Origin of the sequence: Natronococcus roseus (assembly GCF_043677095.1) — an archaeon.
GTDB lineage: Archaea > Halobacteriota > Halobacteria > Halobacteriales > Natrialbaceae > Natronococcus > Natronococcus roseus.
In genome coordinates this window covers 494,393-508,476 of the sequence record NZ_JBHLJR010000002.1, presented here as the reverse complement: position 1 = coordinate 508,476, position 14,084 = coordinate 494,393, and the positions used below count along the sequence as shown (strand labels likewise).

The following is a 14,084-nucleotide window of genomic DNA, read 5'->3' as shown; positions in this document are numbered from 1 at the left end:
CGGTATACACAGGTGATGCCCGAAGTAAACGTCTCCGAGTCCCTGTACAAGAAGCTCGAGGAAGAGAACCCCGAGTCGATCGAGGACGCGGTCTGGGAGCTGATGTACCAGGCGCGACGCGAGTCCCAGTACCAGTAGTCGATCGAGCCCTTCGTCGTGAGCGCGGCGTTGTTTCTGTTGCCCTCGATACCCGGTAGCCGACGGTAGCTCGAGTGAGTGTACCGAAGCGTTTGACTCCGTACGGCTCCTACCCCGAAGTCAGCGGTGTATCCCCGTACTCCCGAGAAGCGAGACGCGCGGGACGAACAGCTCCGGAGCCGACGCGATTGCCGGCGACCGGAGGCGGTATCGTAGTGTCGACCTCGACGACCGCACGCGAGGGACACCACCTACCGGCGTGGCTGCTTACCGCGCTCCGCTTTCTCGTCCACAGCAACCTCTTCATCTCGCTCGCGGCCGCGAGCGTCGTCGTCACGACCGCCGTCCTCGCCGACCTGCCCCTCGAGGCGCTACCCGCCTTCATCGTCTTCGCGGCGGCGATGTTCGTCTACACGATAAACCGCTTTACCGACCTCGAGGAGGACCGGGAGAACGTCCCCCGGCGCGCGGCGTTCGTCGAGCGCGCCGGCCTCGCCTGGCTGGCGCTGGGGGTCGGGCTCTACCTCGGCGCCATCGCCGTCGCGGTCGTCCTCGAGCTCCCCGGCGTCGGCTACCTGCTGTTGCCCGCGGTCGTCGCCGGGCTGTACACCCTCGGAATCAAGCGAGTCTTCCTCGTCAAGAACCTCTTCGTCGGCTTCGCCTGGGCGGTGATCCCCCTGGGCGTCGGCGTCTACTACGAACAGCTGCTGACCCGCGAGGTGCTCTTTCTCGCCGCCTACATCGGCGCCATGATCACGATCGCCGCGGCGATCTTCGACGTCAAGGACATCGAGGGGGACCGCGAGGAGGGGATCGCGACGATCCCGACGGCGTTCGGGCCCCGCCGGACACGCATCGTCGCCCAGCTCGCCAACGTCGCCGTCGCGGTCGTCGTCGCGGTCGTCGCCGCGGGCGTCCTCGACGCCCGGTTTCTCGTTCTACTGGCGTTCCACGGCTACGTCGGCTGTTACATCCCCTTCGCGAGCCGGGGTCGCGGCCCGCTGTTCTACGGCGGGATCGTCGACGGCGAACACGTCTTCCTGGCCGCGCTCGTGCTCGCACTCGAGTGGCTCGTCTGGTAGCGAACGGCGACGTTCGTCCCCGCGATCGACGACCATGTTCGGGCGGTGAGGCCGGTCGCTCGGGGTATGGAGGGCGTACGAATCGACCCGGCGGAGATACTGGAAGCATAACAAACCCCCGGTCCCGGGTGTGGGTTCGACGAACGATGGACCGACGGACCTACCTCGCGATCGGAGCGGCGACCGTCCTCGCCGGCTGTACCGAACTCGGCGGCCCCGGGGAACCGGACACGAGCGACGAACGGGCCAACGACGGCGGGACGGAGCCGACCGACGAGACGTCGGACGACGACGAGAGTTCCGAGGACGGTGACGACGAGGGGGGTCCCGAGAACGACGACGAGGAGGAGTACCCCGAACTGGTCGGCACCTTCGACGACTTCGAGGAGCTCGAGGAGTGGTGGGAGTGGCAGGACATCGGGACGCTCGAGGCCGACTCGAGTCGCGCCTCGCTCGGCTCCCAGTCGGCGCTGCTGACGTCGTCGGTCGACTCGCGAGGGCAGGTTCGGGTTCGCCGCGAACTCGAGGAGCCCATCGACGTTCGGGAGGTCGCGCCCGGGCTCGATCTGGCCACCGACACGGATTCGGGCGTCGTGCGTATCCAGCTCCAGGACGCAGACGCCCACTACGTCGAGTACAGCCAGGGGTTCGCGGGCGGAACGTCGCTGACGCGTCACAATTTCGGGATTACCCGAATCCGGGGCGAGCCCGACCTGAGCAAGGTCGTCGTCCTGCAGGTGATCCGCTGGTTCGGCGGCGACGCCGAGGGCCGCCAGTGGGTCGACGACTTCCACTTCGTTCCCCGACCGACTCAGGGAACGGTGTTGCTCCAGCTCCACGGCGGGTACGAGACCCACGCCACCGAGGCTTTACCTCGCCTCGAGGACGCCGACCTCCCGGCGACGGCGTTCGTCCCGACCGCTCGACTCCGCGAGGATGAGGCCGCCGAGGGTGACCGACTCACCGGAGAGCAGGTCGACGACCTCGCCGCGGCCGGCTGGACGATCGGCGCACAGTCGGCGAACGGCCAGCCCCTCGACGGCGTCGATTCGGACGCCCTCGAGGAGGCCGTCGTCGACCCGAGCGACTGGCTCTCCGAGGCGGGCTACGGGGACGACGTCCGCGTTTTTGCCTACCCCGGTTCACGGTACACCGACGAGAGCTACGAACTCGTTCAAGAGCACTACGACCTCGCCTTCGCGGGCCGCTCACGCTCGCAGGGGTACGCGGGGAACCCCCATCTCTGCTCGATGGCCGAGACCCCCGACCCGGGCGACGCGACGGACCTGCTCGAGTGGACCGCCGAGTGGGGCGGGATCACGGCGATCCCGTTCTACGAACTCGACGGGGAGAGCAAGCTCGAGGCGCTCGAGGAGACGCTTCGTTCGCTCGAGGAACACGTCGAAGCGGGGGAGCTCGAGGTGATCACGCCCGCGGAGATGGCCGAGGAGTACGTCTACGAATAGTCGGTCGCCGATCGACGGTGAAACGGTTCCGACGCGGGGTCGAGTTCGAAAAGCGAACGGCAGCGGTGTACAAAACGCGCACGTCGAGTGTGGCCGAAGTCGGCGTTCGGCCGCCACAGGAGTCGTACCAGGGGATCGCGGTATTCGATACGGGATCGGTCACGTCGCGTGAGTAGCGTGGTATTCGTTGTCATCACCACCGTATCTTCGACGAGTCTGCGTCCAGTAATAAGCTTTCCCACTAGTCAGACCGAAACCGATAGAAGGAATACGAGTTCGTATGACAACCTTAGTCGATACATACTCGTCGACCCGTCGTTCCAGCGGCGGTGATCGGTAGACGGGAGTTCGAGCCCCTTGGACGGACTCGAGGTGGTGAGCGCCGATCAGGGCTCCTCGACGTCGACCCAGAGGTGGACGTGGTACTCGGTGTCGTCGGTCGTCGGCTCGTCGGGTACCTCGCCGTCGGGGAACAGTAGCCAGACGATCCGGATATCCTCGCCGACCATCGTCGGCTCGAGCTCGTGGGTCTGGTGCCAGCTCTCGTCGTGGCCCAGCGTCGTCTCGAAGCGCTCGAGTTCCTGTTGTTCGGTGACGACAGTTTCGTTGACTGCGGTCTGGTTCCCGTCCTCGGCAGCCGAGTCCGTGACGGCGCTCTCGTTGACCACGGTTTCGGTCTGCTGTTCGACCGCGACGACGGTGTAGTCGGTCGTCTCGTGTTCGTGGTTGTCGACGCCGACGATAACCTCGGCGCTCTCGCCCTGGGTGAACTCGGTGGGGTAGCCGTCGGCGACGAGCTCGCCGTCGTCGTCCTCGGTGAGCAGGTAGACCGCCGAGAACTGCTCGCCGGCCGGCGGGGAGACGACCGCGAAGCCGACCACGCCGACCGCGAGCACGATCGAGAGCACCAGCAGGACGTTCAGGGCGCCGTCGAGGCGGGTGTCGGGCTCGAGCAGCTCCGAGCGCCCGGCGGCGTACCACGCGCCGTAGGGAACCGCGAACCGCTCCTCGGCGGGGAGTTCCCAGCGGCGGTGGGCCGCGACGGCAGTCGCGAGGACGGTAAAGCCAGACAGCGAGAGCATGATCGGCGTGAGTCGGATCCCCCACGGCGTAAAGTTCAACACGAGGCCGATGAGGGGAACGATGGCGATGCTCAGCCCGAACGCGAGCGCGACGCGCTCGATGCCGTCGATCCCCGCGCGGATCGACTCGCCCGAAAAGCGGGTGGTGTCGTCCGCGTCGTCGGCCGTCGGCGACTCACCGGCCTCCGGAAACAGCGCGGCGATGAAGACGTAGCCGGGGACGAACAGCGCGAAGGCGAGCCCCAGCGGGACCCGAAGCGGCGTATCCCGAACGACGGGAACGAAGACGGCGACGTTGACGAGGAGGGTCACGACGAGCATCGCCGCGAGGTCGGCGGGAAGCCTGCGGATCGGGCGAGGGATCAGCAACCGAAGCGACCGTCGATCGTCCATTCAGTACGTCGTTGACGAGCGGCCAATAAAAGTCGGTCGATCGAACCGCCCTACGCGGCAGCCGACGCCGACCCGGTCGTCGCCTCGAGGTCGGCCCCCTCACAGAGCCGCTCGGCGGTCTCGAGGGCGCGTTCGGCCTGGTCCTCGGTGACCGAGTCGGGCGTGAAGGCGGCCTGTTCGTAGGTCTCGACGAGTTCCCGAAGGGGGACCCCGTCGGCCGCGTCGTCGGCGTGCTCGCGGTAGAACTCCCAGTGAGTCGCCGCGCCGGGCCGACCGACCGCGCTTCCGTAGGCGTGTCTGACGGCGGCGTGTGCGGTTCGAACCGCGGTGTCGGTTCGGCCGTCCGCGAGCTGTTCGGCCGCCCGGTCGAGCAAGGCGTCGATGCGGTCCTGCGTCATCGCCGGATCGGGGCCGCGTGCGGGTCCGCCGACTGCGATCGACGGCGCCCGATCGAGGTCGTCTCGCCTCGAGCGGCGTCGCCACCAGCCCGCCAGTCCGAGCATCCCGATCCCCAGCAGTGCGCCGATGCCGACGACGGCCGACTGCGGGACCGGCAGCGAGTCGCCGCCGTCGGGCATCGTTACGGTCTCCTCGGCCTCTGCCGCGGCCATGTTCGATCCGGCGCCGTCGTAGCTGACGGCGACCGTAACCTCCTCGCCGTCGACCGAGCCCGTGTCGACGGTGCCGGCGATCCCGCCGTCCTCGTCGGTCTCGACCGTTTCCGCCGCCACGCCGTCGACCCGGACCTCGAGGGTCTGGTTGTCGAGGGGCTCGCCGTCGGCGGTCGCGAGGCTGCCGTCGATCGCGACCTCCTCCTCGCCGATCGCCGTCGCCGTCGCCGTCAGCTCGGTTTCGGTCTCGGCGACGCTAATCGGCGCTTCGGCGGGCGTCGCGGTGAGCGTTCGGTCCTCGTAGGGAAGCGAGGCCGTTACCGTCCCCTCGCCGGCCGAGACGTTCGCCGGCGTCTCGACGTCACCCTCGAAGTTCCCCTCCGAAGCGTTTACCGTCCCGATGAGTTCGCCGTCGACGGTGATCGCGACCGGAACGTCGTCGACGGGCTCTCCCGCGGCGGTCACCGTTCCGCTGACCGATAGCGGGTCGCCGTAGGCGACCTCGTCGGTCGCCGTCAGATCGTCGATCGTCGCCGTCGTCTGTTCGGGCGTCACTTCGACCTCCTGCTCGGCGCCGAGGTAGTTCGTGTCGCCGTCGGGAACGTACTCGACGGTCACCGTCTCCTCGTCGAGCGCGAGATCGGTCGGTCGGTACTCGAACTCGAAGTCTCCCTCGTCGCCGGCCCACCAGTCGCCGCTCGGCTCGCCGACGGCGACGGGCTCGTCCTCGACTCGAATCTCGAGGTCGCCCTCGACCGGCTCGCCGTCCGCGGTTTGGACCGCGCCGCGGACGACCATCGGATCCTCGAGCGACGCCGTCTCGTCGACGACCTCGAGGTCGAGTTCGGTCTCGACGAACTGCTCGTCGCGGACCGCCGTCTGTTCGCTCTCGATCTCGCTTCGGCTCTCGTTGACCGACGCCGCCGAGTCGGAGTGGTCCTCGTCGGTCTCGTTGTCGATCGTCTCGTAGTTCGTGACGGCGTCCTCGCCGGCCTCGTCGATCTCGTCGGACAGCGCCTCGAGCTCGCGCGCGAGGTCGTGGGCGCGCTCCTGGTCACCCTCCTGGAGCGCCTCCTCGTACTCCGCGCGGGTCTCGTGGTACTCCTCGATGGTTTCCGCCATCCGTTCCTGGGACTCGGAGGCGTTCCGGTAGGCTTCGGCCGGATCGTCCTCGTCGCCGGTGTCGCCGGAGACCTCGGCGTACTGCTCGAGGCGCTCGTCGTAGTCGTCGCCGAGGTGCTCGCGGGCCTGGTCGTACTGGCCCTCGCTCAGGGCGACCGAACTGTCCTGGAGCTGATCGGAGAGCTGGTCGGAGAGCCAGGACTCGAGCTCCTCGTCGTCGCCGGCCTCGTCGTACTCGTCGGGGTTCTGGTGGCGGGGCGTCTCGTTGGCCGCTGGGTCGTCGTTCGCGCTCGCGAGCGCGTCGCCCGCGATCGACTGGGAGGACTCGTCGGCGGGGGCGCCCGCGGCGGTCGCCGCGAGTGGCAGCGAACACGCCAACAGCGCGAGGACGAGCGCACGGACGACGACCTGGTTCACGATCGGTAATTCACGCCGCCGAACAAAAGCCTGTCTGCTCGCCCCGACGGACAACCAGTAGGTTCAACACGTCACCGAAAAACCACTGGAGTATGCGACCGACGCGCCAGATCTGGGCGGTGGGAGCGATCGCGGGAGCGCTCGCCGTCCTCGCCGCCGTCTTCGCCCGTCCGCTGTTGCTCGCGGCGACGGCGCTGCTCGGCGCGTGGATCCTCGTTCGGCAGCTCCTGTTCGTTCGCGGCGTCGCCGATACGGTCGACTCGCTGACGGTTCGCCAGCTGCCGGCCGCAAACACCGTCCGGGCGAACGCGGAGATCCCGGTCACCCTCGAGGCGACGCTCGACGCGCCCGCTCGCCTGCTGCTGTCGTTCGAGGGCGGCGTGCCGACGGGCGCGAGCGCTGCGGCGCCGCTGTCGACGGTGCTCGAGCCCGGGACGGCGACGACCCGCGAAACGACCGCGGTCTCCTGGCCCGTCGCGGGTCGCCACCGGTTCGATCCGGTGTCGGTGACCGCGAGCGACGGGCTGTTCACGGCGACGATGCCGGCCGAGTCGCGACCGTCGGTGACCGTCGAACCCCGCGGGCCCCACACCGTCCACGTCGGCCGCGGCGGCGACGAGGTGTCGATCGCCCAGGGCGAACACGAGGCCGGCCAGCGCGGTCCCGGTCTCGAGCCGGCCGAGCTGCGCGAGTACGTGCCGGGCGACTCGGCCGACGAGATCGACTGGAAGGCGACCGCGCGGCTTAACACGCTTCACGTCCGCGAGTACGAGACCGAAACCCACCGCCCGACGATGCTGATCGTCGACCACCGCGGTGGGCTCGCGGCGGGTCCGCCGGGGGAGTCGAAGCTCGCCTACCTCCGGGAGGTCGCGCTCGCGGTCGCCGCAAACGCCCGCGAACTCGACGACCCGCTCGGGCTGATCGCCGTCGGCGACGAGGGGATCACGACCCGGATCACCCCCACGACGGGGCCAGCGGCGTACCTGTCGATCCGGCGACGGCTGCTCGATCTCGAGCCGACCGGAACGGACGGCGACGGAACCCCCCCGGAGACGGCCGGACGCAGCCACTCGATTCCGGGGCCGGCACCGTCGCCGACCCGCCCACGGACGGCCCTGTCGGCCCTCGAGAACTCGAGGGACGCGTTCGCGCGAACGCTCGAGCCGTACTACGCGGCCCGAACCCGGTACGACGTTCGGTTCGACTCCGAGCCGCTGCTGGGCGCGGTCCGAACGGCACTCGGCGGCCAGGACAGCCGCCAGTGGACGGTTATCTGTACGGACGACTCGGATCCGGAGACGCTGTACGAGACGGTCCGATTCGCCCGCGCCCGCGGGAGCGAGGTCCTGCTGTTGCTGACCCCGTCGGTGCTGTTCGCGACCGACGGCGTCGGCGACCCTGACCGGGTCGCCGACAGCTACCTCGAGTTCGAGGAGCTGCGACGCGACCTCGACCGAATGGATGCGGTCACGGCGTTCGAGGTCGCCCCGCAGGAGCGGCTGTCGGCGGTTCTCGAGACGACGCGCTCGCGCTCGCGGGGTGCGATCCGATGACCGACTACCCGACGGGAAGCTACGTCGAGTCGACGTTCCTCACGGAGCGACCCTCGCCGTGGTCGACCGCCCTCGGCGCGGTCGCGCTCGTCGCTACCTTCGGCGCGGCGGCCGGTCCGCCCGGCGTCGGCGCCGGGGTCGCGACGGCCCTGCTGTGGTACGGGTTCGGAACGCCGTACGCCGTCGCCGTCGGCCACGTACTGTTGCTGGCGCTGTTTCCGGACGGGATCGATCCGATCTCCTTCGTCATCGTCGAGGCCGGGCTGGTCACGCTGCTCGTCGTCCCCGTCCTGCGGACTCGAGCGCCGCTTCGAACCGCCGCCGGAACGCTGCTGGCCGTCGCCGGACTGGGCGCCGTGAGCTGGCTCGCGGTCGTCTCGCTGTCGCTGTGGCAGGCCGCCGGGATCACCGCCGGAGCGGTCGCGCTCGCGAGCTACGGCGCGTACCGGTACGGGCTGGTCGCGCTCGGACTCGTCGACGACGAACCATCCTCCACTACCGACGAATGAGTACACACGATTTCGAATCCAGCGATCGAACCGAGACGGAGACTGCCACCGAAGAGACGGCTGCCGAGACGGCCGACCGACTCGAGCAAGCCGAGGCTCGAGCGGAGCTGCTCGCCGAGGAGAACCGACGGCTCCGGGCCCAGCACGCGCGTGCGCGTCGCTCGAAGTACCGGCGGACGGCCATCGGGCTCGTCGCGATCGGGCTCTGTGCGGTCGCGGGCGGCGTGATCTTCCCCGGCAGCCGCGAGATCCTCCTCGCGCTCGGTGCGACGGGGCTGTTCGGCGGCCTGCTGACCTACTACCTGACGCCCGGGCAGTTCGTCGCCGCCTCGGTCGGCGAGCGCGTCTACGCCGCCTGGGCGGCCAACGGCGACTCGCTCGCGGCCGAGCTCGGCCTGCGCGAGGACCGGGTGTACGTCCCCGACGAGCGAACCGACACCGCCCGGCTCTACGTTCCCGCCGACGCCGCGTTCGAGCCACCGACGGACGCCGACGGGCCGGTGATCGTCGAGCGCGACCAGCGGGGACTGCTCGTGGCGCCGACCGGGGCGACGCTGTTCGAGGAGTTCCAGCGGACGCTGTCGGGCGAACTCGCGAGCCGACCCGCGCCGCTCGCGGTACAGCTCGCCGACGGCCTCGTCGAGGGGTTCGAACTCGCCGACGGCGCCGATCCGGACGTCGACGCGGCCGCGGGACGGATCACCGTCGGCATCACGGGCAGCGCCTTCGGCGCCGTCGATCGGTTCGATCACCCGATCGCCTCGTTTCTCGCCGTCGGGCTGGCGGTCGGGCTCGACCGCCCGGTCACGCTCGAGGTCGACGCCGGCGGCGACCGCGCCGACTGGCTCGTCACGTGTCGGTTCGAGCCCGACGACACAACTGAGGAAGACGGGACGGACGAGAACGAGCCGACCGACGAGGAACCCGGCGAGGACCTCGAGTTCGACGACGGCGAGTAGTACGGCTGCTGTCCCTATAGTCGGTAATAGGCCGCTGGCTTCTCGCTCCGGGCCGTGAACGCGAGTATTCGAGACGCTGGCGAAGACAGATCGTGGCTTCGGGGTGATCTCTCTGACACTGCACCGAGTAGCCGCTACTCAATTCGAGTTCTCACCGTCGTCTAACAGGGAAGAGACGATGAGTCGTTTGGTCGCACGTCGAAGGAGACCGCTGGCTGCGGGTTGAGAGATCTCGAGATCGGCGGCGACTTCGCTGAGAGTTGCGCTCCGTGGATCTTCGAAATATCCTCTCTCGAGCGCGACGAGGAGCGCCTCCCGTTGGCTATCGGTCAACCCTGCGTCCGTACTCCCCAAACTGGCGTACTCGTTTACGCGCAGTAACTCGATCTCGATGTCGTTCCGATCCGCGTAGTCCCACAGCGGAGCCAGGTTCGTCCGTTCGGGCACCCATACCGTTAGAATCCACCCGTTTCCGTCGTTCTTCATATCGAGTATGACGCCGTTCGCGGTCGAAATGATCGGTGAGATGACCTTCGCTTCGTCCGTATACTCGAAGCTGTAAATCGCCTTCTCGTCTCTGGTCTCGATAACTCGTTCGAACTCGCCGATGGTGTGATCGCTCCGCAATCCGTCCTCGAACCGGTGAAAATCGGACGACCGGATGCGGTAGAAGAACTTCCCCGACGTAGGGTCGGTTCCTGCCTCTAACACAGACTTGACGTTCGCGCTCTGGTCGTGAGTGACTGTCTTCGTGAGCACGATGTCGGGGTGCTCGATTCGGACAACCGCTTTGATGTCAGTCACTGTTCTACGGAATAGGCGTCTATAATATATGAGCATGTATATCTGGTGAAGCCAGTCGTCCCGCTCAGAACAGGTTTGTCGCATACGACGTTTGCACTCAGTGGAACGGAAGCTGGTAGGAACGGTACAAGCAGGTCGTCCGACGGACTGGGAACACTACTCGAGACGCGGACGAACGCGTGTCGAACATCTCTCGTGGAGCTGTCGAGCGATACGTTCCCGTTCTGCGTGCGCCGGTCGGCCTTACTACAGCCACCGACCAACCTTCGAAAGCAGTCGGGAGTGCACGAAATCTTTCGGTCCCGATATAAATGGATTATTCGATTAAGAGAGAGACCGATCCGGGTATAGATGGTATGGAGTACGTATGGCACAGAGACACCATGCCGACGACCGAGGCGGCGACACTGAACCGAGCTTCTACCTCCCCGCCGGGGATACCCCACCGTTCTACGCCAGTCATTTCGAGCGGCTCTGGGCGACACTGTTCAGCCGTTACGCTGAGTCGTCATAATGGGGCTTCCCGAGATAGATTCGGCCGTATTCTTCGGTTCGATTACGATGGTAACGTGGGGGATCTGGGTCGTTCTGGGCAACGCTGCGTCGGAGTCTATCGACCCGAGGACGGCCGCCGCGATCTCCTATCTCGTTGCGGGACCCCTCGCGCTCGGATACGTTCTCGTTTCGGACGCATCGCTCGCCATTACTGCGAAGGGAGGGCTGCTCGCCGGCGTGGCCGGATTGTTCACCGGAATCGGCCTGATTTCGATGTACGTCGGTCTCTCCGGCGGGTCGACGACGGTCGTCTCTACGCTCGGTGCGATGTACTTCGTCGTCGCAGCACTCATCGGGATGGCCATCCTCGGAGACGAGATTACGATAGTGAGATTTGCTGGGATAACGTTCGCAATTATCGGGGTCGTCTTGGTTTCCCAGTGAACCGCCTCGGGGTCAAGTGGTTCGAGAATCTCCGATTCTCGTCATCACGGAAATCGAAGATTTCCGTACGACCCCGAGGCACTCGGCCTGTTCCGCCTGTAGATTGCCCATACGTAGTGGGAGTTTCGCGGAGGGGTCCAGGCGACGAATCCGTGCCCGAGAAGTAGGCTCCGGAGCGGCAGCGAACCGTCCTCGAGTCGGTCCGAAAATCGGGACCGCGGATCGCCGCGAAAACGGACCGCTAGCTCGGGGTCGGTTTCCCGCCGAGATCGTCGGTGTCCGGGACCGTGACGGTATCGAGGATCTCTTCGACGACGTCTTCGGGGTTGACGTCGCTCAGCTCCGCCTCCGTGTCCAGGACGAGGCGGTGGACCAGGACGGGCTCCGTGAGAGCCTTGACGTCCGCGGGCGTCGCGTACTCGCGGCCGCGGATCGCCGCTCGGGCCTTGATCCCCTCGAGGAAGGCGAGCGAGGCCCGCGGGGAGACGCCGTAGCTGACGTCGGGGTGGTCCCGGGTCGCGGCGACGAGGTCGAGGATATACTCCTTGACCGGGTCGGCGACGTGGACCTCGGTAACGGCCTTTCGGGCGCCGCGGATGTCCTCGGTCTGGACCGCCTGGTCGATCGTCGACGGGCTCAGTTCTGGCTCCTCGTCGAACCGCCGTAGCAGCTCCGTCTCCTCCTCGCGGTCCGGCAACCCGATCGTGAGCTTGAACATGAATCGGTCCCGCTGGGCCTCCGGAAGCTCGAAGACGCCCTCCATCTCGATCGGGTTCTGGGTCGCGACGACCATGAACGGCTCCGGCAGGGCCAGCGTCTGGCCCTCGATCGTGACGGTTCGTTCCTGCATCGCCTCGAGCAGCGCCGACTGGGTCTTCGGGGTCGCGCGGTTGATCTCGTCGGCGACGACGAGGTTCGAGAAGACCGGCCCCCGCTGGAGCTCGAACTGGCCGGTCGGCTCCCGGTAGATCTGGGTGCCGGTGATGTCGGCCGGCAGGATGTCGGGGGTCATCTGGATGCGCTGGTAGTCGAGCCCGGTCGCCCGCGCCAGCAGGTTCGCGATCGTCGTCTTGGCGACGCCGGGGACGCCCTCGAGCAGGAGGTGGCCCCGCGTCAGCAGCGCGATCGTCAGGTGTTCGATCGCCTCCTCGTTGCCGACCAGGACCCGCCCGGTTTCGGTCCTGATCTTCTCGTACACCGTCTGTGGATCGTCCGCGAAGGGCCAGTTCCGGTCCGTCTCGCTCATCGATCCCCGTGTTTCGAGCGGGAACGGTTAAGCGCTGTTATCGTTTCCTGGACCTGCTCGTCGTCCCAGTCGGGATGGCGCTCCCGGAGCAGTTCGGCCCGTTCGCCGTCCGACAGGGACGATCCGGGCTCGTCGCCGGAGCTGAGCCGATCGCGGACGGTCCCGACGCCGTTTCGGAAGGTTCGGTTCGAGGCGCCGATGACGGCGACGACGGCGAACAGCCCGACCAGCGCCTGCAGCGCCGGCAGCTCCCGCAGGGTCAGCGTAATGCTCGCCAGCGGCGGCAGCTCCTCGCCGTGGCTCAGATCGAGCAGGACGTGATCGTCGTCGGCGTACTGTCGCTGGAGGAACGCCGCGTTATCCGGTTCGCCGTACATGGCGTTGATCGTGATGCTCGGGTCGCCGACGACGACGACCTCGCCGCCCCCGACGTCCTCGACGGTCGCGACGGGGTAGGCGTCGAACGCGGTGTCGTCCTCGAGCTCCGTTCCCGGCGAGTCGGCGAGATGAGCGTAGTCGCTAGTCCCGATCAGGGCCGTCGCGCCGTTCAGATCGACCGCCGTCGCGTGGTTGAGCGTGAGCTGGTCGACGCCGGCGGTCCGTTCGTGGTTGGCGGTCGCGGTGGTGATCGGCATCGCCGGCCCCTGATCGTGGCTTTGCTCGTCGAGCAGGACGCTCCCGTTCGTGCGGGCGTCGGCGCCGACGGCGTCGAGCAGGTCGTTCGCGTCGGTGCCGTAGTTCTCGAGGACGACCAGAGTGCCGCCGTTGCCGACGAACTCCTGGACGCGGGCGGCGTCGGTCGCGCCGTAGGGTTCGTCGGGCGCGACGACGATCGCCGTCGTCTCCTCGGCGGGGACCTCCTCGTAGCGGTGGGTCTCCCGGATCAGCTCGCCCTCGACGTCGTCGTCAGTCTGGATCACCTCCCGGAAGTCGTCGGTCCCATCCCACGCGGGGTTGTACGGGCCGAACGCGGCCGAGGAGGTGGTCGCGGCGACGAACAGGCCGATGACGACGACGGCTCCGAGGGCGACCAGCAACGCGGCGGGCCAGTCGATCCCGTCGCCGTCGGTGACGTACTCGCGGGGGTTCAAAACGGCATCACCTCCGGCGGCAGGATCTCGAGGATCCGGCGGACGACGATGATCGCGAATCCGACGAGGCCGAGCCCGATCAGCCACAGCAGGCGCCGTCGCCAGGCCGGCGTGATGTTGACCGGTGCGGTCAGCTCGGTGACGATCAACAGCCCGATCAGCGAGAGCACGAAGAACAGCTCGTAGGAGAGACTGCCCAGCAGCGTCAGCGCGACGATCGTCGCGAGCATCCAGGCGAGCTGTCCGTGGACGAACCGCATCCGGCGCTGGGTCGGCATCTACTCGAGTGAGCGAGCGCGGGGACCGTAAATCTCTCGTTCGAGCGACCGGTTTGGATCCGAGACCGTCGGTCGAGCCGACCCGTCACCGATCGTCCTCGAAGATCCGGATCAGACCGGCGTCGTCGACGCGAATGCGGTAGTCGAGAAAGACGAACTCGACCGCGACGGTCCCGCCGCCGTCGCCGACGAGGGTGTCGAGCGCCTTCGGGTCGACACTGTCGAGCAGCGTCGTGCCGTACTCGTCCTCGATCGCCGTCGGATCGACTCCCTCGACTGCGGCGATCGATTCGACGACCGCGATGCTGGCCGCGGTCCGCTCGCCGTAGCGTCGCTCGAGTACCGACGACTCGTCCGCGTCGTCCGAATCCCCATTACTTGCGGGCATAGC

General features: G+C 67.6%; 14 protein-coding genes. 7 read left to right on the top strand and 7 right to left on the bottom strand.

Features of this window, described 5'->3' with window-relative positions; all coding sequences use genetic code 11:
• The first annotated feature begins 15 nt into the window (after positions 1–15).
• From ACFEMD_RS07050 to ACFEMD_RS07040, 3 genes are all read left to right on the top strand, one after another.
• Positions 16–138, top strand: coding sequence for a hypothetical protein (locus tag ACFEMD_RS07050; protein ID WP_005558169.1), 123 nt, complete (start codon positions 16–18; stop codon positions 136–138).
• 215 nt (positions 139–353) lie between these two features.
• Complete coding sequence (locus tag ACFEMD_RS07045) at positions 354–1,220, top strand: UbiA family prenyltransferase (protein ID WP_394740314.1); 867 nt, start codon at positions 354–356, stop codon at positions 1,218–1,220.
• Between the two features lie 146 nt (positions 1,221–1,366).
• Entirely contained in the window at positions 1,367–2,686 is a 1,320-nt protein-coding gene (locus tag ACFEMD_RS07040; RefSeq protein ID WP_394740312.1) for a polysaccharide deacetylase family protein, read from the top strand.
• A 386-nt stretch (positions 2,687–3,072) separates the two neighbouring features.
• Here the strand turns inward: ACFEMD_RS07040 and ACFEMD_RS07035 are convergent, their stop codons facing one another.
• Both ACFEMD_RS07035 and ACFEMD_RS07030 read right to left on the bottom strand, forming a co-directional pair.
• Complete coding sequence (locus ACFEMD_RS07035; protein ID WP_394740311.1) at positions 3,073–4,161, bottom strand: DUF1616 domain-containing protein; 1,089 nt, start codon at positions 4,159–4,161, stop codon at positions 3,073–3,075.
• Positions 4,162–4,211: 50 nt separating this feature from the next.
• Positions 4,212–6,311 carry a hypothetical protein gene (locus ACFEMD_RS07030; protein WP_394740310.1) on the bottom strand — a complete coding sequence of 700 codons (2,100 nt, stop codon included), beginning with the start codon at positions 6,309–6,311 and terminating at the stop codon, positions 4,212–4,214.
• 92 nt (positions 6,312–6,403) lie between these two features.
• On the opposite strand from ACFEMD_RS07030, the gene ACFEMD_RS07025 reads away from it, so the two are divergent.
• From ACFEMD_RS07025 to ACFEMD_RS07015, 3 genes are read left to right on the top strand one after another with little or no spacing between them, the layout of a single operon-like run.
• Entirely contained in the window at positions 6,404–7,867 is a 1,464-nt protein-coding gene (locus tag ACFEMD_RS07025) for a DUF58 domain-containing protein (protein ID WP_394740308.1), read from the top strand.
• Positions 7,864–8,376, top strand: coding sequence for a hypothetical protein (locus ACFEMD_RS07020; RefSeq protein WP_394740306.1), 513 nt, complete (start codon positions 7,864–7,866; stop codon positions 8,374–8,376). The genes ACFEMD_RS07025 and ACFEMD_RS07020 overlap by 4 nt, the downstream gene beginning before the upstream one ends.
• The gene (locus tag ACFEMD_RS07015) at positions 8,373–9,335 is read left to right on the top strand and encodes a hypothetical protein (RefSeq protein ID WP_394740305.1); all 963 of its coding nucleotides are present in this window, start codon (positions 8,373–8,375) and stop codon (positions 9,333–9,335) included. The genes ACFEMD_RS07020 and ACFEMD_RS07015 overlap by 4 nt, the downstream gene beginning before the upstream one ends.
• Before the next feature lie 138 nt (positions 9,336–9,473).
• On the opposite strand, the gene ACFEMD_RS07010 is transcribed toward ACFEMD_RS07015, so the two are convergent.
• Positions 9,474–10,139 (bottom strand): helix-turn-helix domain-containing protein, encoded by a 666-nt coding sequence (locus ACFEMD_RS07010; RefSeq protein ID WP_394740303.1) that lies wholly within the window; start codon positions 10,137–10,139, stop codon positions 9,474–9,476.
• Between the two features lie 513 nt (positions 10,140–10,652).
• On the opposite strand from ACFEMD_RS07010, the gene ACFEMD_RS07005 reads away from it, so the two are divergent.
• A complete protein-coding gene (locus ACFEMD_RS07005; protein ID WP_005558186.1) occupies positions 10,653–11,078 on the top strand; it encodes an EamA family transporter in 426 nt (141 codons plus the stop codon).
• A 241-nt stretch (positions 11,079–11,319) separates the two neighbouring features.
• Here the strand turns inward: ACFEMD_RS07005 and ACFEMD_RS07000 are convergent, their stop codons facing one another.
• The 4 genes from ACFEMD_RS07000 to ACFEMD_RS06985 all read right to left on the bottom strand — a co-directional run bounded on the left by ACFEMD_RS07000 (position 11,320) and on the right by ACFEMD_RS06985 (position 14,081).
• Positions 11,320–12,324: an AAA family ATPase gene (locus ACFEMD_RS07000; protein ID WP_394740301.1), complete on the bottom strand. Its 1,005-nt coding sequence runs from the start codon at positions 12,322–12,324 to the stop codon at positions 11,320–11,322.
• Positions 12,321–13,415, bottom strand: a complete 1,095-nt coding sequence (locus tag ACFEMD_RS06995) for a DUF4350 domain-containing protein (RefSeq protein ID WP_394740299.1) — start codon at positions 13,413–13,415, stop codon at positions 12,321–12,323. The genes ACFEMD_RS07000 and ACFEMD_RS06995 overlap by 4 nt, the downstream gene beginning before the upstream one ends.
• Positions 13,412–13,693 carry a hypothetical protein gene (locus ACFEMD_RS06990; RefSeq protein ID WP_005558196.1) on the bottom strand — a complete coding sequence of 94 codons (282 nt, stop codon included), beginning with the start codon at positions 13,691–13,693 and terminating at the stop codon, positions 13,412–13,414. Before ACFEMD_RS06990 ends, ACFEMD_RS06995 begins: the two co-directional genes overlap by 4 nt.
• Positions 13,694–13,778: 85 nt before the next feature.
• Positions 13,779–14,081, bottom strand: coding sequence for a HalOD1 output domain-containing protein (locus ACFEMD_RS06985; protein ID WP_394740297.1), 303 nt, complete (start codon positions 14,079–14,081; stop codon positions 13,779–13,781).
• Positions 14,082–14,084: the final 3 nt, after the last annotated feature.